At 61.0% G+C, this 26,350-nt stretch carries 22 protein-coding genes and 1 pseudogene; 12 read left to right on the plus strand and 11 right to left on the minus strand.

What is annotated here, in order from left to right:
- Window positions 1–65 precede the first annotated feature (65 nt).
- Window positions 66–2,408 carry an acylase gene (locus tag I5961_RS13220; RefSeq protein ID WP_227235477.1) on the plus strand — a complete coding sequence of 781 codons (2,343 nt, stop codon included), beginning with the start codon at window positions 66–68 and terminating at the stop codon, window positions 2,406–2,408.
- Between the two features lie 61 nt (window positions 2,409–2,469).
- On the opposite strand, the gene I5961_RS13225 is transcribed toward I5961_RS13220, so the two are convergent.
- Window positions 2,470–3,471 carry a FecR family protein gene (locus I5961_RS13225; protein WP_085696406.1) on the minus strand — a complete coding sequence of 334 codons (1,002 nt, stop codon included), beginning with the start codon at window positions 3,469–3,471 and terminating at the stop codon, window positions 2,470–2,472.
- Between the two features lie 154 nt (window positions 3,472–3,625).
- Here I5961_RS13225 and I5961_RS13230 point away from each other — a divergent pair, with 154 nt between their 5' ends.
- Window positions 3,626–3,895, plus strand: a complete 270-nt coding sequence (locus I5961_RS13230; RefSeq protein WP_007957544.1) for a PepSY domain-containing protein — start codon at window positions 3,626–3,628, stop codon at window positions 3,893–3,895.
- Between the two features lie 54 nt (window positions 3,896–3,949).
- Here the strand turns inward: I5961_RS13230 and I5961_RS13235 are convergent, their stop codons facing one another.
- Window positions 3,950–8,758 carry a M35 family metallopeptidase gene (locus tag I5961_RS13235; protein WP_227235478.1) on the minus strand — a complete coding sequence of 1,603 codons (4,809 nt, stop codon included), beginning with the start codon at window positions 8,756–8,758 and terminating at the stop codon, window positions 3,950–3,952.
- 191 nt (window positions 8,759–8,949) lie between these two features.
- On the opposite strand from I5961_RS13235, the gene I5961_RS13240 reads away from it, so the two are divergent.
- Window positions 8,950–9,981 (plus strand): Ldh family oxidoreductase, encoded by a 1,032-nt coding sequence (locus I5961_RS13240; RefSeq protein WP_085703063.1) that lies wholly within the window; start codon window positions 8,950–8,952, stop codon window positions 9,979–9,981.
- A gap of 57 nt (window positions 9,982–10,038) precedes the next feature.
- On the opposite strand, the gene I5961_RS13245 is transcribed toward I5961_RS13240, so the two are convergent.
- Window positions 10,039–10,356 carry a DUF883 family protein gene (locus I5961_RS13245; RefSeq protein ID WP_085696402.1) on the minus strand — a complete coding sequence of 106 codons (318 nt, stop codon included), beginning with the start codon at window positions 10,354–10,356 and terminating at the stop codon, window positions 10,039–10,041.
- A gap of 153 nt (window positions 10,357–10,509) precedes the next feature.
- Between I5961_RS13245 and I5961_RS13250 the strand changes: the two genes are divergently transcribed.
- Window positions 10,510–10,764, plus strand: coding sequence for a hypothetical protein (locus tag I5961_RS13250; RefSeq protein ID WP_007957535.1), 255 nt, complete (start codon window positions 10,510–10,512; stop codon window positions 10,762–10,764).
- Here I5961_RS13250 and I5961_RS13255 read toward each other — a convergent pair whose 3' ends face one another.
- The gene (locus I5961_RS13255) at window positions 10,765–11,679 is read right to left on the minus strand and encodes a LysR family transcriptional regulator (RefSeq protein ID WP_227235479.1); all 915 of its coding nucleotides are present in this window, start codon (window positions 11,677–11,679) and stop codon (window positions 10,765–10,767) included. It abuts the gene before it with no gap.
- 84 nt (window positions 11,680–11,763) lie between these two features.
- Here I5961_RS13255 and I5961_RS13260 point away from each other — a divergent pair, with 84 nt between their 5' ends.
- Window positions 11,764–12,687 (plus strand): carbon-nitrogen hydrolase family protein, encoded by a 924-nt coding sequence (locus tag I5961_RS13260; RefSeq protein ID WP_227235480.1) that lies wholly within the window; start codon window positions 11,764–11,766, stop codon window positions 12,685–12,687.
- On the opposite strand, the gene I5961_RS13265 is transcribed toward I5961_RS13260, so the two are convergent.
- From I5961_RS13265 to I5961_RS13280, 4 genes are all read right to left on the minus strand, one after another.
- Complete coding sequence (locus tag I5961_RS13265; RefSeq protein WP_227235481.1) at window positions 12,677–13,231, minus strand: GNAT family N-acetyltransferase; 555 nt, start codon at window positions 13,229–13,231, stop codon at window positions 12,677–12,679. The genes I5961_RS13260 and I5961_RS13265 overlap by 11 nt on opposite strands.
- 52 nt (window positions 13,232–13,283) lie before the next feature.
- A complete protein-coding gene (locus I5961_RS13270) occupies window positions 13,284–13,757 on the minus strand; it encodes an LEA type 2 family protein (RefSeq protein WP_227235482.1) in 474 nt (157 codons plus the stop codon).
- Window positions 13,758–13,826: 69 nt separating this feature from the next.
- A complete protein-coding gene (locus I5961_RS13275; RefSeq protein WP_085696394.1) occupies window positions 13,827–15,293 on the minus strand; it encodes a nucleobase:cation symporter-2 family protein in 1,467 nt (488 codons plus the stop codon).
- 142 nt (window positions 15,294–15,435) lie between these two features.
- On the minus strand, window positions 15,436–16,335 hold the full coding sequence (locus I5961_RS13280; RefSeq protein WP_085696392.1) for a LysR family transcriptional regulator: 900 nt from the start codon (window positions 16,333–16,335) through the stop codon (window positions 15,436–15,438).
- Window positions 16,336–16,434: 99 nt separating this feature from the next.
- Here I5961_RS13280 and I5961_RS13285 point away from each other — a divergent pair, with 99 nt between their 5' ends.
- The 7 genes and pseudogenes from I5961_RS13285 to I5961_RS13315 all read left to right on the plus strand — a co-directional run.
- Window positions 16,435–17,526 carry a polyamine ABC transporter substrate-binding protein gene (locus I5961_RS13285; RefSeq protein WP_085703086.1) on the plus strand — a complete coding sequence of 364 codons (1,092 nt, stop codon included), beginning with the start codon at window positions 16,435–16,437 and terminating at the stop codon, window positions 17,524–17,526.
- Between the two features lie 28 nt (window positions 17,527–17,554).
- On the plus strand, window positions 17,555–18,514 hold the full coding sequence (gene speB / locus I5961_RS13290; protein WP_227235483.1) for an agmatinase: 960 nt from the start codon (window positions 17,555–17,557) through the stop codon (window positions 18,512–18,514).
- An 88-nt stretch (window positions 18,515–18,602) separates the two neighbouring features.
- The gene (locus tag I5961_RS13295; protein WP_085683779.1) at window positions 18,603–19,319 is read left to right on the plus strand and encodes a helix-turn-helix transcriptional regulator; all 717 of its coding nucleotides are present in this window, start codon (window positions 18,603–18,605) and stop codon (window positions 19,317–19,319) included.
- A gap of 50 nt (window positions 19,320–19,369) precedes the next feature.
- Window positions 19,370–19,711, plus strand: a complete 342-nt coding sequence (locus I5961_RS13300; protein WP_085696381.1) for a nuclear transport factor 2 family protein — start codon at window positions 19,370–19,372, stop codon at window positions 19,709–19,711.
- A 22-nt stretch (window positions 19,712–19,733) separates the two neighbouring features.
- The gene (gene zapE / locus I5961_RS13305; protein WP_227235484.1) at window positions 19,734–20,852 is read left to right on the plus strand and encodes a cell division protein ZapE; all 1,119 of its coding nucleotides are present in this window, start codon (window positions 19,734–19,736) and stop codon (window positions 20,850–20,852) included.
- An 18-nt stretch (window positions 20,853–20,870) separates the two neighbouring features.
- Window positions 20,871–21,452 carry a DinB family protein gene (locus I5961_RS13310; protein ID WP_227235485.1) on the plus strand — a complete coding sequence of 194 codons (582 nt, stop codon included), beginning with the start codon at window positions 20,871–20,873 and terminating at the stop codon, window positions 21,450–21,452.
- 26 nt (window positions 21,453–21,478) lie between these two features.
- Window positions 21,479–21,574, plus strand: a pseudogene (locus I5961_RS13315) (GNAT family N-acetyltransferase); the annotation flags it as partial.
- An 84-nt stretch (window positions 21,575–21,658) separates the two neighbouring features.
- On the opposite strand, the gene I5961_RS13320 reads toward I5961_RS13315, so the two are convergent.
- The 3 genes from I5961_RS13320 to I5961_RS13330 form a co-directional block, all read right to left on the minus strand.
- The gene (locus tag I5961_RS13320; protein WP_085696375.1) at window positions 21,659–21,865 is read right to left on the minus strand and encodes a hypothetical protein; all 207 of its coding nucleotides are present in this window, start codon (window positions 21,863–21,865) and stop codon (window positions 21,659–21,661) included.
- Window positions 21,866–22,048: 183 nt separating this feature from the next.
- Window positions 22,049–24,295, minus strand: coding sequence for a TonB-dependent siderophore receptor (locus tag I5961_RS13325; RefSeq protein ID WP_227235486.1), 2,247 nt, complete (start codon window positions 24,293–24,295; stop codon window positions 22,049–22,051).
- 146 nt (window positions 24,296–24,441) lie between these two features.
- On the minus strand, window positions 24,442–26,190 hold the full coding sequence (locus I5961_RS13330) for a phosphoethanolamine transferase CptA (RefSeq protein WP_227235487.1): 1,749 nt from the start codon (window positions 26,188–26,190) through the stop codon (window positions 24,442–24,444).
- Window positions 26,191–26,350: the final 160 nt, after the last annotated feature.

Raw genomic sequence — 26,350 nt, forward strand, 5'->3', positions numbered from 1 at the left:
AGCCGGGCCCGACGTGTTCACGGTGGCGGGTGGTTCGCTCTTCGGCATTTCGATCAGGAGCGAGCGTGACTATTTCCAGGCAATTCACCGGACTGACCCTTGCCGGCCTGTTTCTCGGGCTGAGTCTGTCGGCGCAGGCGTTCAGCCCTTCCGCTTCCGGGCAGGCCGGCGCCGATATCCGTCGCACAGGTTATGGCGTACCGCACATCCGCGCGGAAAACGAACGCGGACTCGGTTTCGGCATCGGTTATGCCTATGCGCAGGACAACCTGTGCCTGCTGGCCAACGAGATCGTGACGGTCAACGGCGAGCGGTCACGGTACTTCGGGCCGGAGCAACTGACGGTCGAGGAGCGCGAGAACCGCGTCAGCGATCTGTTTTTCCAATGGCTCAACACGCCCCAGGCAGTGAATGCCTTCTGGCAGGCGCAGCCGGTCGAAGTGCGTGATCTGGTGGAAGGATATGCCGCCGGCTACAACCGTTATCTGGCCGAGCGCCGCCAGCAGGGGCTGCCGCAACAGTGCCAGGGTGAATGGGTGCGCGATATCGCCGCCGAAGACCTCGTGAAGCTGACCCGGCGTCTGCTGGTCGAGGGCGGTGTCGGGCAGTTCGCCGAAGCTTTGGCGGGTGCAACACCGCCGCAATCCACAGCGCAGATCGAAAACGATGCACGGGCTTACCAACTGGCGGACACGCGGTTGCAACGCTTCGCCCTGGACCGCGGCAGCAACGCCGTGGCGGTGGGCAGCGAGCGCTCGTTCAATGGTCGCGGGATGCTGCTGGCCAACCCGCATTTCCCGTGGGTCGGCGGCATGCGTTTTTATCAGATGCACCTGACCATCCCCGGCAAACTGGATGTGATGGGCGCGGCGCTGCCGGGCCTGCCGATGATCAACATCGGCTTCAACCAGCACCTGGCGTGGACCCATACCGTCGACTCGTCCAAGCACTTCACCCTGTATCGCCTGCAACTCGATCCGAAGGATCCGACCCGTTACCTGCTCGACGGCCAGTCCCTGCCGATGAACAAGCAGACCGTCACGGTGCAGGTCAAACAGGCAGACGGCCAGGTCGTGCCGGTCTCGCGGGATGTGTACAGTTCGCAGTTCGGGCCGATCGTACAGTGGCCCGGCAAACTCGACTGGAACAATCAGTTCGCCTACAGCCTGCGCGATGCCAACCTCGAAAATGACCGGGTGCTGAAGCAGTGGTACGCCATGAACCGCGCCGGCAATCTCAAGGATCTGCAGGATTCGGTGCACACGATCCAGGGCATCCCGTGGGTCAACACGCTGGCCGTGGATGACAAGGGCCAGACGCTGTACATGAACCTGTCGGTGGTGCCGAACGTCAGTGCCGACAAACTGGCCAAGTGCAGCGACCCGCGCATCGGCCTGCAAATGATCGTGCTCGACGGCTCCAACAGCGCCTGTGCCTGGGACATCGACCCGCAAGCCGCGCAAAAGGGCATTTACGCCTCCAGCCAGTTGCCGCAGCTGTTGCGCAAGGACTTCGTCCAGCACTCCAACGACTCGGCCTGGCTGGCCAACCCGGCGCAACCGCTGACCGGTTTCTCGCCACTGATCAGTCAGGACGGGCAGCCTCTGGGCCTGCGCTCGCGCTTTGCGCTGGATCGTCTGGCGACGCTAGACAAGAAAGGCCCGCTGTCGGTGCAGGACCTGCAACACATGGTGATGGACGATCAGGTGTTCCTGGCAACTCAGGTGATGCCGGATCTGTTGAAGTTCTGTGCCTCGCAGTCTGAGGCGGCGTTGAAATCGGTGTGCAGCAGTCTGAAAGCGTGGGACAGCCGGGCGAATCTGGACTCGGGCATCGGCCTGGTGCATTTCCAGAACATCATGCAAGCGATGCAGGAATCGCCGCAGGCCTGGCGCGTGGCGTTCGATCCGAAGGACGCGCAGCACACACCGCGCGGACTGGCCGTCGAAAATCCCGACGTGGCCAAAGTGTTGCGCGAGGCCATGCTGGCGTCGGCCGAGTCGGCGACAAAAATGGGTCTGACCGAGAAAAGTCGTTGGGGCGACGTGCAGGTGGTCAGCAGTGGTGGCCAGCAAACGCCGATTCACGGTGGCCCGGGCACGCTGGGCATCTACAACGCCATCCAGAGCGTGCCCCGTGAAGACGGCAAGCTGGAAGTGGTCAGTGGCACCAGTTATCTGCAAGTCGTGACGTTCGATGACAAGGGGCCGCATGCCCAGGGCCTGCTCGCGTTCTCGCTGTCCAGCGATCCGGCATCGAAATACGCCCGTGACCAGACCGAGGCGTTCTCGAAGAAACAGTGGAGCGTGTTGCCGTTCACCGAACAGCAGATCAAGGCCGATCCGCAGTATCAGGTACAGACCGTACGCGATGATCTGGAAAAAGCAGGGAAAGTCGCGGCGCAGTAATCAGCCGTGCGAGGGGCTGACACCGTAAAAGCAGAAGGCCGCTCCCTCACGGGAACGGCCTTCAGTTTTTTCGCGGTTGTTGCGGCATCGGATTGATCACCGGGTTGCCTTCCTTGTTGCGGGTCAGGAACACCGGCAACACCTTTGGCATCGAGCTGGCGAAACTGTTCAGCTCCTTGATGTTGTAAATGCCGCCCACCCGGATCGCGCCGGTCGCGCTGTCGGCGAGCATCAAGGGTTTGTCCAGGTAGCGGTTGATCATCGGCAGCGCTTCGTTCAGCGACAGGTTGTCGAGAATCAGTTTGCCGCTGCGCCAGGCCAGAGAAGTGTCATTGGCATAGGTCTGGCTGATTTGCGGCGTGAAGTCGCCGTGCCTGTAGCGGGCCTGCATGGAAGGGCCGAGGCGCAAGCCATCGCCCGACAGTTGAGTATTGCTGGTGACCAGTACGGAACCCTCGATCAGGTTCACCTTCACCTGATCTTCGTACATCCAGACGTTGAAACGGGTGCCGGTGACGCGGATTTTGCCTTCTGCGGCCCTGACGACGAACGGATGGCTCAGGTCATGGCTGACTTCGAAGAAGGCTTCACCCTTTTTCAGGGTGACGCGACGCTCGTCCTTGTAATTGCTGTAGGTCAGCTCGGTGTTGAGGTTCAGCTCGACCTGACTGCCGTCAGCCAGCGTGACATGGCGCACATTATCGGTGGCAGCAAAGTGTTGATAGCTGTCGGGCAGCCAACCCAGATTCCACCCGGCCCAGGCCGCCAGCGGCAGCGCCAGAGCGCAAACGGCGGCGGCTACTGCGTATTGGCGCCACGTCCGGGCCGGCGCAGTCTTCGGTACAACCACCGCAGGCTCGGGGCGCGGCAAATGCTCGGCGACATCCCAGATCTCCAGCATCGCCTCATACTCGAATGCGTGAAGCGGATGTGCATCGCGCCACTGTTCGAACGCCTGCCGCTCTTCAGCGGTGCAGTCGACGGCGTGCAGACGCATGCACCAATGCGCGGCGGCATCGGTGATGGCATCGTATTCGGCTTCCGAGAGGGTGTTCTGGGTCATTGACTCTTCCTGATTTCGCGCATTCTAACCTTGAGGGGAAGGCGCCGAGAACAACCGTCATGGCATTTACCCATCAAACGTTGAACTTTTTTCCGCTCAGGCGCCCCAAAAACCAGGACGTCCCATGAACCCTATCCATGAATGGAGTGAAAAAATGATCAAAAGAACCTTGGCCGCCTTCGTCGCAACCGCCAGTCTCCTGAGTGCAGGCGCGGCGCTGGCCGACCGTCCGGGCGCTGGATGGATCACTATCGAAAAGGCTATCGAAATCGTTAAAACCAAGGCCGGTTATGTCGAGGTCTACGAGATCGAGGCCGACAACAACGGCTATTGGAAAGGGGAAGGGCGCAAGGCGGACGGCGTGGTGTACGAGTTCCGTATCGATGGCGCGTCGGGCAATGTCTTGCGTGATCAGAAAGACTGATCCTGAGGCCGTTGCCGGAATGCGCAGGTGATGAGCCTGCGCATTTTTTTTGGATCAAGGGGACGGCACAACCTCCAGCTGCCGGCCGACTTCGCAGATCAGCTGCGCTATCGAATCGGCGTTGTGCAAGATGACACCGACGCGGGCATCTGAAGACTGCCGATCCAGGAACGCATCGCGCGCCTCGCTCATGGTGGCGCTGCCTGTCTGCCTGAAAATCTCCGCCGCCGTGGTCTGTTTCTCCGCAATTCTGTCCAGGTCGATCCAGGCCGCTTGATTCGGGCTCCACTCTGCAAACAGTTGTGCACGGGGCGTGGCCAGTGACAGCGCGGTTCTTCGTTCGTCCTGCAGATGATTGAGCAATCTTTCACCGTCGGGGGTAGCGGAAGATATCAGGTCACAGAAAGGCTCACGCGCCCTGACCGTCGCGATGTCCCACGCATTGCTCAGTTGATGGGCCAACTCATGTATCAGGGTTGCGGCTTGTGCATGGCCGTCAATATCAAAACCAGATGCAGTGACGGGCACGTAGTCCCCCAGATCCTGATTGAAAAAATGCTGGGTGAAATGGACTTTGTTCTTCAGGTCGCCATCGAGGACAAACGCAATCACGTCGTGAAACCATCTGGTTGAGCCGACGATGAAGCGGTCAGTGTTGAGCAGGTCGTCTGCCGGATCTACCAGAGCCTTGCAGATGGGCAGGATCGCGGCGTTTATCCTGGACAGGATCTGCGTCGTGACGCGTGGGACATCAAAGAACTCCATGAGAAACCGGTTGACCCGCCCACCGGGCACGACGTTGATGTCCAGAATGGCCAGATTGTGCAGGCAGTTGAATGCGTAATCCCGCGCCACCGCCACTGCATGCCCCAGTATCCGGGCTTTTTCAGGGTATCTTCGACTGATCTCTTCCATGCCGTGCGCTTCGATGTTGAGCATCATGCGGCGCAGGTGCGTGTACTGTTTGTGCACGATCATTCTGGAATAGGCCTTGCCGTAATGAACGGTCTGACCCTCGGTGATCCGGACTGTCCGTGAGTCGGTCTTGCGCAGCAATGGGCCGCGAACGTCATCCTTTGCCAATTGCCAGTCCGCTCCGTTTTTGACGACCCGGTATACCTTGCCGTCCACTGCGGCATAGCTACGGTTGTTGGATGTCTTCTGGTACACGCCCTGAGTCGCGCTGTAGGTCAGATCCTTGAGTGCGACGTCCATTGCTTCGAAAGGCTGCAGGAGGGTGCGTTGAGGTGACGTCGTTTCGATTTCCGACAGATTCGGAACCACAGGTTTTTCGATATTCTGCGTGCCGGAGGCGATCGTCTGCTGACCGACATCGGCGCCAACCGCCTGTTCAGCGGACGTTTCGGACAGCATCCCGACGGTCACCATATGTTCGGCGCCATCGATAAACGACTTCAGCGCCTTCTTCCAGTGATGATTCTGCAAGGCCTCGGCCGAATCCTTGAAGGCATCGTAGGCTTGCCAGAGAAAGCGTCCGCAGGCGAGTTTGCCCGGCAGCACGTCCGCGACCTGTCGGATGCCGTCGCTGAACAGGGCTTTGGCGTTTTCCCAGTCAGACTGCCCGTCGCTGTCGTTCTGCGAGTCGAGCATCTGTTTCAACAGATCGAGATTGTCCTGATACAGACGTTCCAGCAGGTTGCCGGCAATCGGGTGGTAGTCCAGCGTCATTTCGCTGATCTGTCCCAGGGTGCTGGCAAACAGACTGCGGAAAATCGCTCGCTGAGGTTGCGGCAGGCGACGAAGCAGCAGGTTTTGCAGCAAACCCGGCATGTTCAGCGCGCTGATCAGACTTTCTTCATCGGGAAATTCGTGAAAGGCCTGCTCGGTGTAGGGGCTGTAAAGCAGCCGAGGCCCCTTGTGCCCGGTGCCGGGGGCCAACACATACAGTCCGCATGCTTCGACTGCGGCGGCGCCGACTGTCTTTATCAGCGACAGCGGGCACACCATGGCCTGTGCACCGGACACGGCAGCACGGGCGATGGCATCTGGCATGTCCAGGGCCTGGCGGATGTAACTGAATGCCGTTTCTGACAAATGCTGCTGCAGTTTCAGCGCGTGAGCATGCTGCAACAACTGCCAGGGTAATTGACGGAAGAAAGTCTGCTGCCGCGCGAGGCCGGCAGTCGTATTCGTCGCCAGTGCCTGCCTGACCTTTTCGCTGTAGGTGGCAGGAATCTCGAGCGATAGCAGCAGTTGCGTCACTGCACTTTGATCGAGCCCCTTGGGCAACGCGTTGGCGGTTGTCGATGCCACCTTGAAACCGGTGCCTTGGGCGATATTGATGTGATTGAGGGCAAACTCGAGAAGATTGCGGGCCGGTCCGGCCAGGGCCAGGTTCGGCGTTATCCGGATGTGGCGAGGGTTGAGCCCGGTATCCGGGAATCGCCCTTCGAGCAATGACGTCAACGTCTTTTCGACATGGCTGACCAGAGTTGGCACACCGCTCAGGTAATCCTTGTCGTCGACGACGCTCTGGCGCCACTGCTCCAGGAGTTCGACGTGCAGTTTCTGTTCGGCGAGCGACGCCATGCCGAGCCAGGCAGGATAAGTTTGCCGGGAGACGATTGCCCGGGCATGAGCCGTTGCGAGCTTCAGGTTGGTGTGAAAAGTCGACTCACCCAGCGTTGTCAGCGCCTTGTCGCGCTTTGCCGGATCCTTCACGCGGGTGCGCACCTGCTCGCAGCGCCCGAGAAAATGCTCGGTCGCCGATTGCATGCGGTTATGCAGCACGTTGTGTTCGATGAACTGAAAAGGCCCCAGGGTATAACGCTGATGCAGCTGAAACTGTGCAGGCAGAATATTTTCCAGCAGCGACAGGCGTTGCACCTTGTGCAGCAAGCGTTGCTCGAGCTTTTGCCGGGCAATTGCAACGGAGTCGAATACTTCAAGCCCGAGTGCAGGTGTCCACAACACTGCACGACCGGAGTGCTGGACGTCGAGACCGCCACGCTCGGTCATCAGCAGGCAGTGGGCGAGTGGCAGCAGCTTCTGCTGGTCGCCAGACCGTAGGGTGAGCCCATAGGCATCGGGGCGAAAACCCTGCAGCGCCTGGCGTTGCGCGCGGGTCGGCTGGTCTGGATTGCACACGGCATCGACGATCGCCCGTACCGAGGCTGGCAGTGTGCCGTTCAATGCTCGCAGCCGGGCTTCGCCAGTTACCCCGATAGACCAGGCATGCGCCAGGGTTGCCTTCAGGTTTTCGAGAAACGACCGCTGAGCCTCCTGAGTGGCCATGGGTTGGGTCTTGAGTGTCTGGCGAAGCGGCGCTTCAACGCTGCTGAACGTCTTGATCGCGGCGCGCGCCTTTTCCGCCAGAACCATGGACGGCTGTTGATTGCCCGAAAGTACCGGGTGCGTGCTCCAGCGTCCTGCGCTGTCGAGCTCGAGCAAACGCGCATGAATCATCGAGCGGATGTCCAGGCTCTTGTCGAACAGGGCGTGCAGATTCACCGCGCCATCGCTGTGGCGAAACACTTGCAGGGCGTATTCGATGTTTTGCCGCTGCTTGGTGATGATCCATTCGAAGAGGATCTTGAAGACTTCTCCGACGATCCGCTCTCCCGATACCTGCGGCTGGTCGAAACCGAGAAACCGGTTGCGCTCTTCCAGGCTGAGCAGGCCGTAAAGCTCGTCTTCATGGCCCTTGGCAATGAACTTGCTCTGCAATGTCTGTTTCAGGTCGTTGTAATCGGCGAGCACTTGCAGGCCCTGCACCGGGGTGTAAAGAAAGGCCTGGCTGGCGCTGATCATCAGTGACCCCGCCAGTTCGACGTAATTGGCTTCGTGCTCCCAAAGACGCACGGTTTCGGTGACGGGGCGCTGCGGGCCTTGTGCATCGTGCGACATCAACTGATGCAGTGCGCTGAACTGCGTTGCATCGAGAACGCCGTTTTCGCGTTTGATCATCCATTCGCTGAGCGCCTGGTCCTCCAGAACGTTGGCGAAGAACGCGCGTCGCGTCGAACCGTCGGCAGAAGCCGCGTCCCAATAGTGTTCCAATTGCCGGAAAAGCAGCGCCGGCAACTTTCCGGACGCGCTGGTGACAGCCTCTTCCCATTGCGCCTGATCGCCTGTGGCGGCCGATCTGTCGGGGTGGGAGAACTCTCGCAACGCAGTGGTCGGCCATTGTTGATGCCGGTAATGCAACAGCACTGCATCGCTCAGGCTCATGGAGTCGAGCCAGTGTCTTGTCAGCGCGGTGTCATCGTCCTGGGTGTAGAAACCGACGCGGGTACGGTTTTGCTGCAAGCTGCCGAAATGCGGTTTGAGCAATTCATCAAGGATGTTTTCCAGCCGGTGACTGAGCGTCGGCAGCTTTTCCAGCTCCGCCCGCATGGCCTGTGCATTCAGAATCTGCGCCTGCTGGATGGCCGTGGTGTTTTCATCAAATACATCGCCATCGATGATGCTGAAGGTCACCGTGATGTTGTCGGCATCGAACAGCCGCTTGCGTTGCGGCAAAGACAGGAACGCAAACAGACTGGCCTGGTCATCGGCATTGTTCAGGCGCCGCTCGAGCTGTTGTCTCAATTCGGCGCGGTCACGGTATTTTTTCAGGCCGTCGAACACGGTGTAGAGGATCAGGGCGTTATCGACGGGCGTCTCGCCAAGAACGAACGCACCCGGCAACGGCAGAGGTATTTCACTGCCAACATTGAGCAGGATGCGCTCGGCGCGCATCGGCGGGGTCTGCTGGCTGCGCAAACTGCTGGAGGAGAGCCTGGCATGGGCGAGCCATTTGAATTCGGATTCGGACAGACCGTGGGCCTTGCCCAGTTCGGTCCATCGTCCGGGGGCGTCGAAGACTTCGGGGAACAACAACGGCTGAATGAGGGCTGACATGATTGAGTCTCGATGAGGGGCGCATGCTGGCGGGCGCCGGTGGGTCGAGACGCAAGGCTAGGGCGGGTGAAGGCGACGAGGGTGGTAGATAAATATTGCGGGGTTGACAGGCAACCGGCCAGCCGTGGTTAATCCTCAGGCGGGTTGTTTGTTCGCTGTTGTTCCCTCCAATAATTACTCTGGAGCTTCAGATGTCTGCGCCACACGATCATGCGGTCTCGTCCACGGTTTCGCTGGACGAGCTGACTCAATTGCTGGAAACGATTTTCACCCGTCACGGCACCTCGGCCGAAGTCGCCAGAACGCTGGCCGCCAATTGCGCCAACGCCGAGCGGGACGGTGCTCACAGTCACGGCGTATTCCGGATTCCCGGATATGTCTCTACGCTCAACAGCGGCTGGGTCAACGGCAAGGCTGTGCCAAAGGTCGAGGATGTGGCTTCAGGTTTCGTCAGCGTCGATGCCGGCAACGGTTTTGCTCAACCTGCGCTGGCGGCGGCCCGTGCATTGCTGGTGGAAAAGGCCCGCAGTGCCGGGATCGCCCTATTGGCGATCCGCAATTCCCATCACTTTGCCGCGCTGTGGCCGGACGTCGAGCCTTTTGCCGACGAGGGCCTGGTGGCGCTGAGCGTGGTCAACAGCATGACCTGCGTGGTACCCCACGGCGCCGACCGGCCACTGTTCGGCACCAACCCGATTGCCTTTGCCGCTCCACGGGCCGACGGCGCGCCGATCGTCTTCGATCTGGCCACCAGCGCCATCGCCCATGGCGACGTGCAGATCGCCGCGCGCAAGGGCGAGAAACTGCCGGCGGGCATGGGCGTCGACAGCCTCGGTCAGCCGACCTGCGACCCGAAAGCGATTCTGGAAGGCGGCGCATTGCTGCCGTTCGGCGGGCACAAGGGCTCGGCGCTGTCGATGATGGTGGAGTTGCTCGCCGCCGCGCTGACCGGCGGCAATTTTTCGTTCGAATTCGACTGGAAGAACCATCCGGGCGCCAAGACGCCATGGACTGGCCAACTGCTGATCGTGATCGACCCGAGCAAGACCTCCGGGCAAAGCTTCGCCGAACGCAGTCAGGAACTCGTGCGGCAGATGCACGGGGTAGGGCTCAAGCGCTTGCCGGGAGATCGGCGGCATTTGCAGCGGGCCAAGTCATTGGCCAAAGGAATCGAGCTGGATCAGCAGACCCTGTCACAGTTGCGAGAACTGGCCGGCGAATGAGTGTTTGCCGGACATGAAAAAGGCGAGCCACCGAGGGCTCGCCTTTTTTGATCGCGCTCAGCGGCGACCGAGCAGCAATCCGACCACCAGACCGAAACCGGCGGAAATCGCCACGGTCTGCCACGGGTGCCCGCCGATGTAACTCTCGGTGGCGTCTACCGCGGGTTTGGTGCGGTCACGCACGTTGGTGACCGAATCCAGGGCCAGCTGCAACTTCTGGGCGATTTGACCGCGCAGGGTCTCCGCTTCTTCGCCGACCAGCGAGGCACTGCTCTTGAGCAGTTTTTCCGACTCTTCGATCAGCGCCTGAAGTTCGCTGAAGGCCTGGTCCTTGATTTGGTCTTCGGCGGCTTGAACGGCGGTTTTCCGGGCCATTGGGTGACTCCTTGCAGGTGAATGGACAGTGAACAATGGAGTGTGGCGTGTCTTGAAAAGTTGCAGCAATTTTCCATTCGGAGCAAAAACCTGCGTCAGAGGTTTCCGCCCAGCGTGTAAGATGTCGCCATTTCATGCAGCAGGTAATTCCCGATGAGTTTCAATCTGGCCGATAAATCCCTCGCAGAGCGCGCTGCGCTGGAAGACGAGAAATCCCGACTGTTCGAACTCTGGCAGAACAATCTGGGCAAAGCCAAGGGCGAAGCCGCGCGGTTGTTCGGCGAGCGCTCCAAGCGCAAGGGCAAATGGGCTGAATTCGTGCGCGCAGAACTGGACGGCATGTCGCCGCCAGAGTTCGCCAACATGGTGCGCAGTGAAGTCAATCGCCTGATGGCGGCCAACAAGTAATCACTCGGCCCCGAAACTGGTGGCAATCGCTTCACGTACCGTCAGCACCACCGGATCGATCTGGGTGCTGGTGCGCCAGCCCAGTTCGATCGGATAACGCGGCAACGCCAATGGGCAGGGCAGCAACGCCAGCCCGCTCAGCGAGGCAATGGCCTGCGCCGCGTGAGTGGGAATGGTCGCCACGGCATCGCTGCCCTTGAGCAGGTGCGGCAACGCCGCGAAGTGCGTGGTCGAGGCGCAGACCCGGCGACTGCGGCCCAGCGCCGCCAGCCCTTCATCGGTGATCCCGATAAAACCGCCCGACGACACCAGAAGATGCTCGCGGGTGACGAATTCCTCCAGATCGATCTGCTGCTGGCCCGGCGTCAGACTTGCCGGATCCACCAGACACGCGTAACCCCCTTCGCCCAGCACCTGACGACTGAGCAGCCGCTCGGCAAACCCGCCGGCGGTGATCGCCAGATCGATGCTGCGCTCCATCAGCGCCCGGGCGACGATCTGGCTGTGGGTCTGGCGGAAGATCAGCCGCAGTTTCGGTGCGCGGCGGGCGATTTCCTCGATCAGACGGCGGCCGTAAGCGATTTCGAAATCGTCGGAGAGGCCCACGGTGACCGAGCGTCCGTCGTAGTGATTGGCGGTCGGATCGACCATTGCCAGGCTTTGCCGGCATTTGTTCAGGGCATCGCTGACGACTGGTTTCAACTGATTGGCCTTAAGGGTTGGCGCCAGACCCCGGCCAGTGCGCACGAACAACTGATCGCCATACACCTCACGCAACCGCCGCAACGCTGCGCTGACCGCTGACTGGGTCACGCCCAGACGCAACGCTGCGCGGCTGGCGCTGGACTCTTCATGTAGCGCTTCGAAAACTTTCAGCAGATTGAGGTCGACGGTCACGATATTCATATGGTTCATATCAATCAGCAGTGGATCGGTCTTTATTCATGATCCCGTGGCGCTGGAGAATGAGCAACACCTGAACTTCACGGAGTGACCGCCATGCCCAAATCAATCGTTGCCGCCCTGCAGATCGGCGCCTTGCCCGGTGGCAAGGCTGAAACCCTGGAACAGATCCTGAGCTGGGAAAGCGCAATCATCGAATCCGGCGCCGCGCTGGTGGTGATGCCCGAAGCGTTGCTTGGCGGTTACCCGAAAGGCGAGGGCTTCGGCACCCAGCTGGGTTATCGCTTGCCGGAAGGCCGCGAAGCCTTCGCCCGTTATTTCGCCAACGCCATTGATGTGCCGGGCGCGGAAACCGAAGCGCTGGCCGGGCTGTCGGCGCGCACCGGGGCCAACCTGGTGATCGGCGTGATCGAACGGGCCGGCAGCACCTTGCATTGCACTGCGCTGTATTTCGACCCGCAGGCCGGTCTGGTGGCCAAGCACCGCAAACTGATGCCGACCGGCACCGAACGGCTGATCTGGGGCAAGGGCGACGGTTCGACGCTGCCGGTGCTCGATACACAGGTCGGCAAGCTCGGTGCGGTGATTTGCTGGGAAAACATGATGCCGCTGCTGCGCACGGCGATGTACGCCAAGGGCATCGAGGTCTGGTGTGCGCCGACTGTAGACGAGCGCGAGATGTGGCAGGTCAGCATGCGCCACATTGCCCATGAAGGGCGCTGCTTTGTGGTCAGCGCTTGTCAGGTGCAGGCCTCGCCGAATGAACTGGGCGTAGAAATCGCCAACTGGCCGGGGGATCGACCGCTGATCGCCGGCGGCAGCGTGATCGTCGGGCCGATGGGCGACGTATTGGCCGGGCCGTTACGCGGCGAGGCCGGCTTGCTCACCGCCGAGATCGATACCGATGAACTGGTGCGGGCCCGCTATGACTACGACGTGGTCGGCCACTATGCACGACCGGATGTGTTCGAGCTGAGCGTGGATGAGCGCGCCAAACCCGGTGTTCGCTTCACCGCTTGAGGCGTTGCCGTTGCCACTCCTCACGGGTGATTTCCCAGATTTCCCGTGGGAAGCGGCCGCTGACGAAGTCATCCTCGTCGGTGCGGATCAAGCGCATGCCGGTACGCTCCGAGAGCTTGCGCGAACCAAGGTTCGGCGCGGCTTTCGGCACGCGCATCAACGGTTGATCGAGGGTTTCGAACCAGTAGCGGGTCACGGCTTCGCTGGCTTCGGTCATCAAACCCTGGCCCTGCCAGGCCGGGGCGAGCCAGAACCCGCGATGGTTGTCCGGCTCGTCCATCAGGCTGATGTTGCCGATCAATTGCTCAGGTGCCGACTTGAGACGAAGCGTCCAGTGCCACTCTTTGCCCGCCGCAATGGCAGGCAGCGCAATGTCGCGCAGATAGGTGAGGGCGCCGTCGTCCGGATACGGCCAGGGCACGAAGACGTTCAGATAACGCACCACTTCCCAATGGGGAAATTGTTGCTGGATGGCCTCGGCATCCGCCAGCTCAAGCGGGCGCAGAATCAGCCGTTCGGTATACAGCGTGGGCGTATCTTGCATAAACCAGCGACTTCCATGTTGTTGACGGTGAGCGCTGCAGGCTACCGCATCTTTACCAGGTTGCGGCACTGGCTCGCGGCAGGCTGAGTTTGCCGCTGTCGACAAAACGCATGGTGCCGAAAACGCCGCCCGCCAGTTTGCCGCGCAGCACGTAAGGCAGGTTGTCGAGGGATTGCGTCTGGCTCAGGCCCAGGGTCTGGCGCAATACCGAGAACGCCGAAATGCTCACCGGGACGCTGACAATGGTTTCGGAAAACCGTGGAATCGAACCGCTCTGATCGCTCACACCCGACGCCAGGGAATGCCCGTTCACGTCAAGATCCAGCGCGATGCCGTTGTAGTCGATGGCGGTTTCATTGGGATTCTGCACCCGCAGCTTGATCGCGAAGCGCACTTCCAGATCCTGGCTCGGCAGCGGTTCGAGGCCGACCACGTTGATGTTCACCGGGTCGCGGTTGGGGAACAGCGCACAGGCGCTGAGGGAGAGCAGAAGCAGGGACAGGATGACGGCTTGGATACGGCGCATTGATGCTCTCTCATTGAAAAAGGGCTGAACCGCTGCCGGTATCAGCCCTTTTTCATCGAGCGGACAAGGTCAACGGTTCAAGTGTGCGACAGCGGCCTTTGATGCGGGTTCAGCTTTGGCCGGCAGGTCGGGGTTTTCCATGACCTGAAGGATAGAGGCTTCCGGGTCGAAGTCATCTTCTTCCAGTTCGATGAATTCTTCCGGCAGGAAGATGTTCAGCACGATCGCACACAGCGCGCCAACGGTGATCGGCGATTCGAAGATGTTGCGCAGCGCCTGCGGCAGTTCACGCAGCACTTCCGGCACGGCGGCAATGCCAAGGCCCATGCCGACGGAAATTGCCACGATCAGCATGTTGCGCCGATGCAGGCCGGCTTCGGCGAGGATCTTGATCCCGGCCACGGCCACGGTGCCGAACATCACCAGTTCGGCGCCGCCGAGCACCGGTTTCGGCATCAGTTGCAGCACCGCGCCGATCATCGGGAACAGCCCCAGCACCACCAACAGCCCGGCGATGAAGAACGCCACGTAACGGCTGGCAACGCCGGTGAGCTGAATCACCCCGTTGTTCTGGGCGAAGGTCACCATCGGCATGCTGTTGAACACCGCGGCCATGGCCGAGTTGAGGCCGTCGGCCAGCAGCCCGGACTTGATCCGGCGGATGTACAGCGGGCCTTTGACCGGTTGCCGGGAAATCATCGAGTTGGCAGTCAGGTCACCGGCGGCTTCCAGCGGCGACACCAGGAAAATCACCGCCACCGGCACGAACGCCACCCAGTCGAAGTTGAAACCGTACTTGAACGGCACCGGCACGCTGACCACTGGTACTTCCGGCAGGTTGGCAAAATCCACGGCGCCCATCAGCCACGCCACCACGTAGCCGAGGGTCAGACCGATGACGATCGCACCCAGGCGCAGGAATGGCACGTCGACCCTGTTCAACACCACGATGGTGGCAAGTACCAGCGCCGCCAGGAACACATGGCTGCCCGCGCCCAGATCCGCCGCGCCGAAGCCGCCGGCAATGTCGGTCATTGCCACTTTGATCAGCGACAGGCCCATCAGGGTGATGATGGTGCCGGTCACCACGGGGGTGATCAGCATGCGCAGCTTGCCGATGAACTGGCTCAGCACCACTTCGATGAAGGCAGCGAAGAAGCACACGCCGAAGATCGTCGAGAGGATCTCATCGGTGCCGCCGCCCCGGGCCTTGACCATGAAACCGGCGCTGAGAATCACGCTGATAAAGGAAAAACTCGTGCCTTGCAGGCACAACAGCCCCGAACCGACCGGGCCGAAGCGTTTGGCCTGAACGAAGGTGCCGAGGCCCGAGACGAATAGCGCCATGCTGATCAGGTATGGAATTTCGCTTTGCAGGCCGAGGGCGCCGCCCATGATCAGGGTCGGGGTGATGATGCCGACGAAGCTGGCCAGCACATGTTGCAGGGCGGCAAACACCGTTGCGGTGAAGTGCGGACGGTCGTTGAGGCCGTAGATCAGATCGTTGTTGCGCGGGACTTTTTCAGAGACGGTCATGGTGGTTTGCGTGCCGCAATGCGGGGCCGGGTCGGAAAATGGGTGCGCAGGATGCCGCAAGCGAGGGGCGAGGGCAACGCATGATCGTTCCCACGCTCTGCGTGGGAATGCAGCCGGAGACGCTCAGCGTTCCAAAAAATGATCAGGTTCGACCAAAGGCTGACAGCAGGTCTTCTTCAAAAGCCTTCTGCGCATCTCCCGGCACCTGCGCCCGATGCCGGGCCAGATGGAACGCCACGTCAAAGCTCAACTCGCCTTCGCGCACCGGGCGCAACAGGCCTTTGTCCTGCCATTGGCGGGCGTAATGGTTCGGCAGATAACCGACGTGTTTGCCGGACAAAATGAAGGCGAGGGTGCCTTCGACCTGTTCCGAACGCGCCGAACAGACCTTGCCCTGAAACGGCTCGTCACTGCGCAGAAACCGGTAGGGGTGATCGACCCGGTCGCAGGCCTGCAAAACCGCGTCATCGGGCGCCTCGTCGGTAAACAGCGGATGGCCGGGCGCGCAATACAAATGCTGGGTTTCGCTGAATAGCTCGCGGTAGTCGAACGCGCTCTGCACCTGGGAGAAGTAACCGATGGCTAGGTCCAGCCGCTGTTGCAGCAACAGACGCTCCATTTCGCCGGGCATGGCGCTGATCAGCTCGATGCGCACCGATTCGTCCCGCTCGCGAAAGCGCCGGATCGCCTCGGCCACCCGTTGCAGCACCGAGTGGTCGACCGCCTCCGAGAGGCCCAGCCGCACTTCACCGATCAGGCGCCCGGCGACGCCGTTGGATTGATGACGGAAGGTTTCTATCGAGTCGAACAGGCTGCGAGCGGCAATCAGCAGTTGCTCGCCTTTGGGAGTGAGGCTGAAACCGCCCTTGCCCCGGTTGCACACCCGATAGCCAAGGCGCGTCTCTAGTTTGGCCATTTGCTGGCTGATGCTCGACTGGCTCAGGCCCAGCTCACCCTGCGCGGCGCTGAAACCGTTGGATTCGACCACTCCGAGAAACAGCCGCAGAAGCTGAAGATCGACATCGTGGAGCTGGCCGAGCATCACATTACTCCTGGATAAAGTCAGGTTAACAAACTTGATATTTCTCGAATGTATCCGACGGCGCATCCTGCCACCACTTCCTTCGGTCAGGTGTTCGTCATGGCTCCCGTCTTCAAGCTGTGTTTGCCCGCTTTGTTGCTTACCGTCTCCATCGCTGTCCAGGCGGAAGAAAAAACGCTCAATCTTTACAGTTGGGCCGATTACGTGGCGCCGGAAACCCTGCAGCGCTTCGAAAAGGAAACCGGCATTCACGTGCGCTACGACACTTTCGATACCTCAGAGGTGCTCGAGACCAAACTACTGACCGGCGGCAGCGGTTATGACGTGGTGGTGCCTTCGTCCAGTGTGCTGGCCCGTGGATTGGCGGCGGGTGCGCTCAAGGAAATCCCCCACGAAGGACTCAAGGGTTACGCCAATCTCGATCCGGATCTGTTGGAAAAACTGGCGGCGGTCGATCCCGGCAACCGCTACGGCGTGCCTTACACCTGGGGCACGTTGGGGCTGGGCATGAACGTCGAGGCGGTCAAACAGCGGCTGCCGGACGCGCCGCTCAACAGCCTTGATCTGCTGTTCAAACCCGAATACGCCAGCAAACTCAAGGATTGCGGGATCGCGATTCTCGACTCGCCGCAGGAGGTGATCGGCCTCGCGCTGCACTACCTCGGTAAAGATCCCTACAGCACCGACAAGACCGATCTGGCCGCCGCCGAAGCCTTGTTGCAGAAGTTGCAGCCTTCTGTTCTGTACGTCGCCACTGGCCGGCAGATCAACGATCTGGCCAACGGTAGCGTCTGCCTGGCGCTGACCTACAACGGTGACGCGAGCATGGCCGCCGATCAGGCCCGCAAGGCCAACAAGCCGTTTGAGGTGGCTTACCGGATTCCCAGGGAAGGCACGCTGGTGTGGCAGGACAACCTCGCGATCCCCAAAGACGCGCCGCACCCCGAAGCTGCGCGCACCTTCATCGAGTTCATGTTGCGCCCCGAATCCGTGGCGGCGCTGACCAATACGCTGTTCTTCGCCACCGCCAACCAGGCCGCCACGCCGTTGGTGGATGAAGCGGTGCGCAACGATCCGGACATTTACCCGAAACCCGAAGTGCGCGAGCGGCTGTACGCCGATCGCAGCATGAGCCTCAAGGACATGCGCCAGCGCACACGGCTGTGGACCACTTTCCGCAGCCGCCAATAACACCGTTCATAAAAACAGGAGCACACCGATGGACGTGCCAATGCAAAACGATCAGGCCCTGACCCGTGACAGCCTTTTCGGCACCGCAGCCGAAAGCACCTACGCCGGTATCACCAGTTTCATGCGCCGGCGCTACAGCCGCGACCTGCGCGGCGTGGACGTGGCGGTCAGCGGTGTGCCGTTCGACACCGCCACCAGCAATCGCCCCGGCGCACGGTTCGGGCCGCGCGGGATTCGTGCAGCGTCCACCGGGATTGCCTGGGAACGGCACTGGCCATGGGCGTTCGACCCGTTCGATCATCTGGCGGTGATCGATTACGGCGATTGCGACTTCGATTACGGCTCGCCGCACACCATCCCGGAAAGCATTGAAGCCCACGCCGAACACATTCTGAGCTCCGGCAGCGCCATGCTCACCTTTGGCGGCGATCACTTCATCAGCTATCCGCTGCTCAAGGCCCACGCGCGCAAGCACGGCGCGCTGTCGCTGATCCACTTCGATGCCCACAGCGACACCTGGCCTGACGAGGGCGGCAAACGGGTCGATCACGGCACCATGTTCTGGCACGCAGCGCGGGAAGGGCTGGTGGATCCGGCGCGTTCGGTGCAGATCGGTTTGCGTACCACCAACGACGATCATCAGGGCTTTCAGGTGCTGGACGCGCGGCAGGTGCATCGTCGGGGCTGCGAGGCGATTGTCGAGGCCATTCGCGCGCGGGTCGGAGATAACCCGGTGTACCTGACGTTCGACATCGATTGCCTGGATCCGGCCTTTGCGCCGGGCACCGGTACGCCGGTCTGCGGCGGCCTGAGCACGGTGCAGGCGCTGGAGATTCTGGGCGGCCTGCGCGGGATCAATCTGGTGGGCATGGACGTGGTGGAAGTGGCCCCGGCCTATGATCATGCGGACGTGACGTCGCTGGCGGCGGCAACCCTGGCCATGGAGATGCTTTGCCTGTACGCGGCCAGGCACAAAGTCGACGCGTGATCCCCTTTGAGCCTGGTGAAAGCTCCTGACAATTTCTGACACCAGGCTCTGCTAAGCTCCGGCAAATTTTTGCCCGGAGCCTCACACCGTGTCGCGAACCACTCGATTGTTGACCCTGCTGCAAGTGCTGCGCGGCAAGAAACGTCCGGTGACCGCCGCGACGCTGGCGTCCGAGCTGGAAATCTCTGAACGCACCCTCTATCGCGACATCGCCGAACTGACCGCACTGGGTGCGCCGATCCACGGCGAGGCGGGCATCGGTTACGTGTTGCGCAGCGGTCTGTTTCTGCCACCGCTGATGCTCAACGCCGACGAGACCGAAGCCATCGTGCTGGGCCTGCGTTATGTCGATCAGCGTGGTGACGAGGTACTGAGCAAGGCAGCGGCGGATGCACTGGCGAAAATCGCGGCAGTGCTGGACCCGCAGGCTCAGGAAGCGCTGCGCAATCCGACCGTCATGCCCGGGCCACCGGGTTACGGTTTTCCGCAAAACGCAGTGCCCTTGAACGTTTTCCGCCACGCGATTCGCGATCAGGCCAAGTTGCACATCGATTACGCCGATGCGCAGCAGGTCCAGAGCCAGCGCTTGATCTGGCCGCTGGCGCTGGGCTTTCTCAACGAGGTGCGAATCATCGTCGCGTGGTGTGAGTTGCGCGGCGCCTATCGCACCTTTCGCACCGACCGGATCGCCGCCGCCAGCTTGCAGGGCGAGCGCTATCCGGGGCGTCGCAGCGACCTGTTGCGCACCTGGCAGCGGCAGATGCAACTGGACGAAAACGGCCGTTTCACTCCTGACAAGAATTGACGCAGGGCTGTTCTAGGATGGCGACAGAACCCGAAAAAGGAGCTGTAATCATGTTCCATCCCACCTCGATACTCGCCCCGGCCATCGTTGAATACATCAACGCCGCCAATGCTCGCGATACGTCCCGGGTCGGCAGTTTTTTTGCCGAGGATGCCCATGTGTTCGACGAAGGCCATCATCAGGTCGGCCCGCAGGCCATTGCCGACTGGATGCAAGACACCGCCCGGCGCTATCAGCCACGGGTCGAAGTGCTCGGTGTGCAGCAGCGCACCGGCAAAGTGCTGGTGCAAGGGCTGATTTCCGGGACCTTTCCCGGCAGCCCGCTGGAGCTGCGCTACACCTTTCGCCTGAACGAGCAGGGCAAAATCGCACGGCTGGATATTTCCGCGTAGCCATCGTGGCATACTGCCGCGCATGACTTTCGACTCTCCCCTGAGCGCCTGGCAATACGCCGTCGACCATAAGGGTTTCATCCAGGATGAAGCCCAGGAACACGCGGTCTGGGCCTTGCAAAAATGCCATGAAGCCCTGCACGCCGGTGCCCGTTCGGTCACCGGCGTTTACCTGTGGGGCCCGGTCGGGCGCGGCAAGACCTGGCTGATGGATCAGTTCTACCAAAGCCTGCGGGTGCCGGCGCGGCGGCAGCACTTTCATCACTTCATGGGCTGGGTCCATCAGCGTTCGTTTCAGTTGACCGGGATCGCCGATCCATTGCGGGCCCTGGCCCGTGAGCTGGCGGCCGAGGTGCGGGTGCTGTGTTTCGATGAGCTGTTCGTCAATGACATCGGTGACGCGATCATTCTCGGGCGGCTGTTTCAGGTGATGTTCGATGAAGGCGTGGTGGTGGTCTGCACCTCCAACCTGCCGCCGGATCAGCTGTATGCCGACGGCTTCAACCGCGACCGCTTTTTGCCGGCGATCACCGCGATCAAGCAGCACATGCAAGTGGTCGCGGTGAATGGTGCCGAAGATCACCGATTGCATCCCGGCGCCATCGAACAGCGCTACTGGGTCGCCACTTCGGGGCAGGAGAGCGCGCTGAGCCAGGTCTTCGACGCCCTGGCCGCCGGGCACACCGTCAGTACCGAACCGGTGCCGGTCGGTTACCGCGCCCTGAACGTGGTGCAGGCCAGCGATTCGGTGCTGTGGTGTCGTTACGCCGAGCTGTGCGAGCAACCGTTCGCCGCCATGGATTTCATCGCGCTGTGCGACACCTACCGGGCTATCCTGTTGAGCGAGGTGCCTAACCTCAGCGCGAAAAAACGCGAAGGGCGGATCGCCCGTGGCACTGAGGACGGCGCGGAACGGGTGGTGGCCGGCGATCGCCAATTGCCGCAGCTGTCGGTGCATGACGACGGCGTGCGCCGCTTTATCGCGCTGGTCGACGAGTGCTACGACCGCAAGGTGCCGCTGTACATCGAGGCCGAAGTGCCGATGGACGCGCTGTACACCGAGGGTTATCTGGAATTCCCGTTTCGCCGGACCCTCAGCCGCTTGCAGGAGATGCAGCTGCAACGCTTCGCCGAGACCTGAAAACAAGGAGGGCGCGACATGACTCAGCCACTGTCCCACCATTTGCTGACCATGGCTTATCAGAATGCCTGGGCCAACCATCGACTGGCCAAGGCCTGGAGCCAGCTCGACGACGCCGAGCTGGCAGCGCCACGGGTGAGTTTCTTCCCGAGCATCCGCCTGACCCTCAACCACATCCTCACCTGCGACTGGTTCTACGTCGACGCGCTGGAGCGCGAGTTGCGCGCAGATGAGCCACATCCCGATTGTTACGTGTTCTTCAACGCTGACGAGCCCTTCACCGAGGCGCAGGCCTTGCGCCGTGAACAGGCCCATGTCGACCGCCGCTTGATCGCCTACTGCGAGCAACAGCGCGATGCCGATCTGGGGCGTCTCGTCACCATCGCTCGCGACACGCCGCAACACGACAGCCGCCTGCGGATGATTTCCCACCTGTTCGAGCATCAGATCCACCACCGTGGGCAGGTCCACGCGATGCTCAGCGGTACGTCGGTAAAACCGCCGCAACTGGACGAGTTTTTCTGTGCCGGCGAGTCAAGTTTGCGAGCCGAGGATTTCGCCGAACTGGGCTGGACCGAAGAACTCATCTGGGGTCACTGAAAACGCCGGGTTGTGGCCGGGGCCTTGCGCAAAACGCCTATGTCAAATTCGGCTTCGCGCCGGGCATGTTCGACCCTGATCACGGGCGCATGCTGTTCTGGATCAAGGACCTTCAGGCATAAAAAAGGGCGCCCGGAATGGGCGCCCAAACTGTCGTCTGCGAGGCCAGAGCGGAGCCATCGCAGGTCCATCGGTAAAGTGTTCGCTCAAGGGCGATAGGACTCGGTGACCTGGGCGGTCTGGTCGTCCGGAACCCGAAGCTCGTTGGTCTTCGTGTCAGCCTGCTGGCTTTGTGCGGAGTGAACCGGGAAATTGGCCCAGTAATGTCTCATGCGCTCGGCGCCGCCTTCGGCGAATGCGCTGGCGGATGCGAGGGTGAGTAGAGCAGCAAGGATTGCAGTGGTGGTTTTCATGGTGCCTCCTTCGAAAAATGTCGGAGCCGTTCATCCATGAATCAGGTCCTCGGCGCAGTGTCGGCCGAGGGCATTAACAAGCGGTTAACGCTTGTTCAGTCCAGGTTTTACAGGGTGTTTCCACTGCGTATCGGACGAACGCTGCACGCGTGAATGACGCGTGCAGGTTGCAAGGGAAGGGCGTCAGAGTTTCCAGTCGAGGCTCAGCGTCACGGTGCGAGGATCGCCCCAGAACACGCCGTTGTAGAAGCCGACGTTGTCGTAATACTTCTTGTCGAACAGGTTGTCGACGTTGAGGGATGCCGACAGGTGTTTGTCGAACTCGTAGCGCGACATCAGCTTGACCACGGTGTACGCCTCCTGACGAATGCGCGCCGGTTCAGTGATGATCCGGCCGTTCGCGCCGCGCCCGATCGGCCGTTTGGAATTGCCGTACACATCGCTCTGCCAGTTCACGGCACCGCCTACGGTCAGGGCGTTCCAGTTACCCGGCAGGCGATAGGTCGTGGACAGGCGGAACAGGTTCAGCGGCTGATTGGTGTTGCTGCGCTGTTTTTCGCCGTTGAGCGAGTGGGTGTAGGTGTAACCGGCGGTCATGTTCCAGCCGTCGAGGACTTCACCGGAGACTTCGGCTTCGAAGCCATTGACCTTGTTGCCCTTGCCGCCTGATTTGTAGAACTGCTCGCCGGTGTCCGGATCGGGCAGCGCGGACTCATCGAGCTCGGCGACGTTGTCCTGCTTGCTCCAGAACACGGCGGTGGAGACGTTCAGGCGTTCTTCCAGCAAGCTGCCTTTGAGCCCCACTTCATAGTTGCTGCCAACCACCGGATCGATGTAATTGCGGCTGGCGTCACGCACGCCCTGTGGTTTGAAAATGTCTGTGTAGCTGACGTACGCGGTGTATTCCGGCGTCAGGTCATACAGCAGGCCGGCGTACGGCGTCCACATGTCGTTGTGTCGCTGGCTGCTGGCATCGACGCCAGTCAGTTGCAGGCTCTGATCGTAGGCGTAGGTCTTGCTCGAGGCCTCCCAGCTGCCGTAGCGACTGCCCAGCACCGCGTGCAATTCATCGGTCAGGCTCAGGCGCGTCGCAAGGTAGCCTGCCTTTTGCCGAGTGCTGTCCTTGAAGCTCGGCAGGCTGGTAGTGGTGTCGGGGAATTTGTTGATGCCGCCCATGTATTTCCAGTCGCGCACGCTTTCGTAATCGGATGCGCGCGGGCCATCAACGTTGTACGGGTCGTTCGAGCGGCGCTCGGCTTCGCCGTAGCCGAACATCAATTCGTGTTCACGGCCAAACAGCGAGTAAGGGCCGGCCAGGTTGAGGTCGTAGGCGCGCATGCTCTGGTCGCCGATCATGTGGCCGATGGTCGCGGTCATGCCGCTGCGGTCGGGTTCCGGGTAACCGGAGCCGGCATAGTAGACCTTGCCGTCACCGTCGCTCTTGCGGTGGGTATAGGCCGCCTTCAGATGCCAACCGGCCGCCAGTTGCTGATCGAGGGTGGCGAACGCGGTCTTGTCGCGCAATGGCCAGGAGCTCCATGAGGTCGCCATGTTGGTCGAGCGACCGAGGCCGGCCTTGCTGCCATCGGCATTCCAGTACGGCGTCGTACCCCACGAGGTGCCTTGCACCTGCTTGTCCTGATAGTCGTAACCGACGGCCAGCACGGTCGAATCGGTCAGGTCCGCTTCGAGGATGCCGTAGCCGACTTCCCGTTGCAGGGCGTACTTGTCGCGAAACGAACCGCTGTCGCGATAGGCCAGCACACTGCGACCGCGCAGGCGTCCGTCAAACGCCAGAGGGCCGCCGACATCGACGTAACTGTAGTAATCGTCATAGCTGCCGCCACTGACGCCGGCCTGAGCCTGCCATTGTGCGGTGGGACGTTTGCGCACCATGTTGATGGTGGCAGACGGGTCGCCTGCGCCGGTCGTCAGGCCGGTCGCGCCGCGAACCACTTCGATACGATCGTAGATGATGGTGTCGGCATCGCTCTTCATGTAGCTGAAGGTGTTGAGCATGCCGTCGATCTGGAAATTGTTGATCGAATAGCCGCGGGACGAATAGCTGACCCGATCCGAATCGTTGTGCTGCACCACGATGCCGGTGGTCTGGCTCATGGCTTCGGACAATGTCCCGAGCTTGAAATCATCCATCTGCTGGCGGGTGACCACGGACACCGATTGCGGGGTTTCCTTGATCGACAGGTTCAGCTTGGTCGCGGTGCTCATCGCGCCGGTGGTGTAGGAGCCAGTGTTTTCGGTGTTGCTGCCCAGGCCTTGGGCGGTGACGCTGGTGGAGGCCAGTTCGAGTGTCGTGCCGGCGGGCTCCGGCGCCTGTCCGGCGGAGGTTTCAGCCAGCAGGTCCGGGCTCAGTGCCACACTGCACAGACCGAGGGTGAGGGTCATGGAACGGGTGATGGGCGCGAGCATCGCAGCCGACTCCTTGTCTTCGAGGGAAAAATTCCGTTTGCTCAAAGACGAAGGTGAGCGGTGCGATTTAGTGTCAAACGAGAAATATTGTTATTTGAAGATGTTTCACCTGTATGAAGAAAGGGCCGTTTCCGGCCCTTTCTTGATTATTGCTTTACCACCTCTGCGACATTGGCGACGGGTTTTTTCGGCTTCATCAGGCTGAAGTCGATCAGGGCTCGCTGTTCGCGTTCGTAAGGGTTGCCGATCAACAGCGGACGCGGCTTGAAGCTGTCGCTGACCAGGCTCTTGCTGCGATCCAGTTCATCGAAACTCAAACCGGCCAGATCCGCCCAGGTGTGGATCAGGTGCGAGCTGCTGTACGGCCGGCTCAGATCCCCGGCAAAGTTCCAGTCGTGGTTTTCGCGCCATTTTGGCGACGCCCAGGCCATGAACGGAATGGTGTACATCGGCGCCGTCGGCTTGTTTTCGTTGCGGCCCAGGGTGCCGTGGCCCACCGAGTCGAACACGTCTTCACCGTGGTCGGAGAGGTACAGCAGGAAGCCGTTCGGATCGGATTTGGCGTAGTCCTTGATCAGGCTCGAAACCACGAAATCGTTGTACAGCACCGCGTTGTCGTAGCTGTTGTAAGTCGGCACCTGATCGTCCCGCACGCCGGCCGGAACGCCGTTGCGATCCTGGAACTTGTCGAAGCTCGGCGGATAACGGTACTGGTAGCTCATATGCGTACCGAGCAAGTGCACGACGATCAGCTTGCGCGGTGCTGCATCGGCCAGGGCCTTGTTGAACGGCTCGATCACGTCGCCATCGTACTGGGCGGCGTTCTGGTTGCGGTTGTTGTTCAGGTACACCTGCTCGTCGGCCTGTTCGGAGAAGGTCGTGAGCATGGTGTTGCGCTTGGTCATGGTCTGCTGGTTGGTGATCCAGAAGGTCTTGTAGCCGGCCTGTTTCATCATGCTGACCAGCGATGGCGTGGACAGGTACAGATCCGGATTTTCTTCGTCGGCGAAGGTCAGCACCTGTTGCAGCGCCTCGATGGTGTAAGGGCGCGGGGTGATGACATTGTCGAAGATCGACAGCTGATCCTTGAGCTTGTCCAGCTCTGGCGTGGTTTTACGCGGGTAACCGTACAGGCTCATGCGCTGGCGGTTGGTGGATTCGCCGATCACCAGCACCAGGGTAGCCGGCTGGTTGGCGCCCGAGTCCTTGAGGTTATGCAGCGGCGGGATTTTGCTCGCGCTGTGCAACATGCTCTGCATTTCGCCCAAGGTGTCGAGATAACGGTGATACGCCACTGCCATCTGCCAAGGCACCGCCGGCTCGATACGGGTTTCGAATTTCTCGAATCCGCCGGCGAAGCTGCCGGTGCGCATCGTCTGCTTGACCAGCGGATAACCGATCACGGCTATCAGGATCGCCATGGCGGCCACGAACGCCCGGCCACGGGGCAGGTACACCGGACGCAGTCGGGTCCACAGGAAGTACGCGAACGCGGTGTGCGCGAGGAACGCCGGGATCATCCACCAGGCAAAGTACTGGGTCATGTACTCGCCGGCTTCGGACACGTTCGACTCGAACATGATGAAAATCACGCTCTGCGAGAATTCCTGCTGGTAGATGAAGAAGTAGCCCAGGCTGGCCATCGAACAGGCCCACAGCACGACGCCAATCAGCGCGGCGAGCAGACGGGTGCGCTTGGGGAACAGGAGCATCGGCGCGAGCCATACGGCGCTCATCACGAAGGCCTGGCGGAACCCGGTGAACCCTGAGGTGCCCGTCAACTGGATCAGCAGTTGGGTGATACCGGAGAAGTACCAGAAAAACACGAACAGCCAGATCAAACCGGCCCAGTCGAAACCTGTCGCAGTCGTATTGCTGCGTTTGAACACCGCCATTCAGCACTCCAGCTCTATCGTTACATCCAACGCCGGGCGCCACATGAAAACGGCGCATGAAACCGACGAACGGAGGCCATGCGCAGACACGCACGGCCAGAATGCGCGCGAGTATCAACAAGGGTCTGTGAAAACTTTGTTAATTGCCGAAATCGGTGGG

It is taken from the genome of Pseudomonas sp. IAC-BECa141, assembly GCF_020544405.1.
Classification (GTDB): domain Bacteria; phylum Pseudomonadota; class Gammaproteobacteria; order Pseudomonadales; family Pseudomonadaceae; genus Aquipseudomonas.

Coding starts and splice junctions, on each gene's coding strand:
- I5961_RS13245 (WP_085696402.1), bottom strand. CDS start 10,356: ATGGCCCGGAAAACCGCCGTTCAAGCCGCCGAAGACCAAATCAAGGAC.
- I5961_RS13300 (WP_085696381.1), top strand. CDS start 19,370: ATGTTCCATCCCACCTCGATACTCGCCCCGGCCATCGTTGAATACATC.
- I5961_RS13330 (WP_227235487.1), bottom strand. CDS start 26,190: ATGGCGGTGTTCAAACGCAGCAATACGACTGCGACAGGTTTCGACTGG.
- I5961_RS13260 (WP_227235480.1), top strand. CDS start 11,764: ATGCCCAAATCAATCGTTGCCGCCCTGCAGATCGGCGCCTTGCCCGGT.
- I5961_RS13275 (WP_085696394.1), bottom strand. CDS start 15,293: ATGACCGTCTCTGAAAAAGTCCCGCGCAACAACGATCTGATCTACGGC.
- I5961_RS13285 (WP_085703086.1), top strand. CDS start 16,435: ATGGCTCCCGTCTTCAAGCTGTGTTTGCCCGCTTTGTTGCTTACCGTC.
- I5961_RS13250 (WP_007957535.1), top strand. CDS start 10,510: ATGAGTTTCAATCTGGCCGATAAATCCCTCGCAGAGCGCGCTGCGCTG.
- I5961_RS13325 (WP_227235486.1), bottom strand. CDS start 24,295: ATGCTCGCGCCCATCACCCGTTCCATGACCCTCACCCTCGGTCTGTGC.
- I5961_RS13270 (WP_227235482.1), bottom strand. CDS start 13,757: ATGCGCCGTATCCAAGCCGTCATCCTGTCCCTGCTTCTGCTCTCCCTC.
- I5961_RS13255 (WP_227235479.1), bottom strand. CDS start 11,679: ATGAACCATATGAATATCGTGACCGTCGACCTCAATCTGCTGAAAGTT.
- I5961_RS13240 (WP_085703063.1), top strand. CDS start 8,950: ATGTCTGCGCCACACGATCATGCGGTCTCGTCCACGGTTTCGCTGGAC.
- I5961_RS13235 (WP_227235478.1), bottom strand. CDS start 8,758: ATGTCAGCCCTCATTCAGCCGTTGTTGTTCCCCGAAGTCTTCGACGCC.
- zapE (WP_227235484.1), top strand. CDS start 19,734: ATGACTTTCGACTCTCCCCTGAGCGCCTGGCAATACGCCGTCGACCAT.
- I5961_RS13225 (WP_085696406.1), bottom strand. CDS start 3,471: ATGACCCAGAACACCCTCTCGGAAGCCGAATACGATGCCATCACCGAT.
- I5961_RS13320 (WP_085696375.1), bottom strand. CDS start 21,865: ATGAAAACCACCACTGCAATCCTTGCTGCTCTACTCACCCTCGCATCC.
- speB (WP_227235483.1), top strand. CDS start 17,555: ATGGACGTGCCAATGCAAAACGATCAGGCCCTGACCCGTGACAGCCTT.
- I5961_RS13265 (WP_227235481.1), bottom strand. CDS start 13,231: ATGCAAGATACGCCCACGCTGTATACCGAACGGCTGATTCTGCGCCCG.
- I5961_RS13280 (WP_085696392.1), bottom strand. CDS start 16,335: ATGCTCGGCCAGCTCCACGATGTCGATCTTCAGCTTCTGCGGCTGTTT.
- I5961_RS13230 (WP_007957544.1), top strand. CDS start 3,626: ATGATCAAAAGAACCTTGGCCGCCTTCGTCGCAACCGCCAGTCTCCTG.
- I5961_RS13310 (WP_227235485.1), top strand. CDS start 20,871: ATGACTCAGCCACTGTCCCACCATTTGCTGACCATGGCTTATCAGAAT.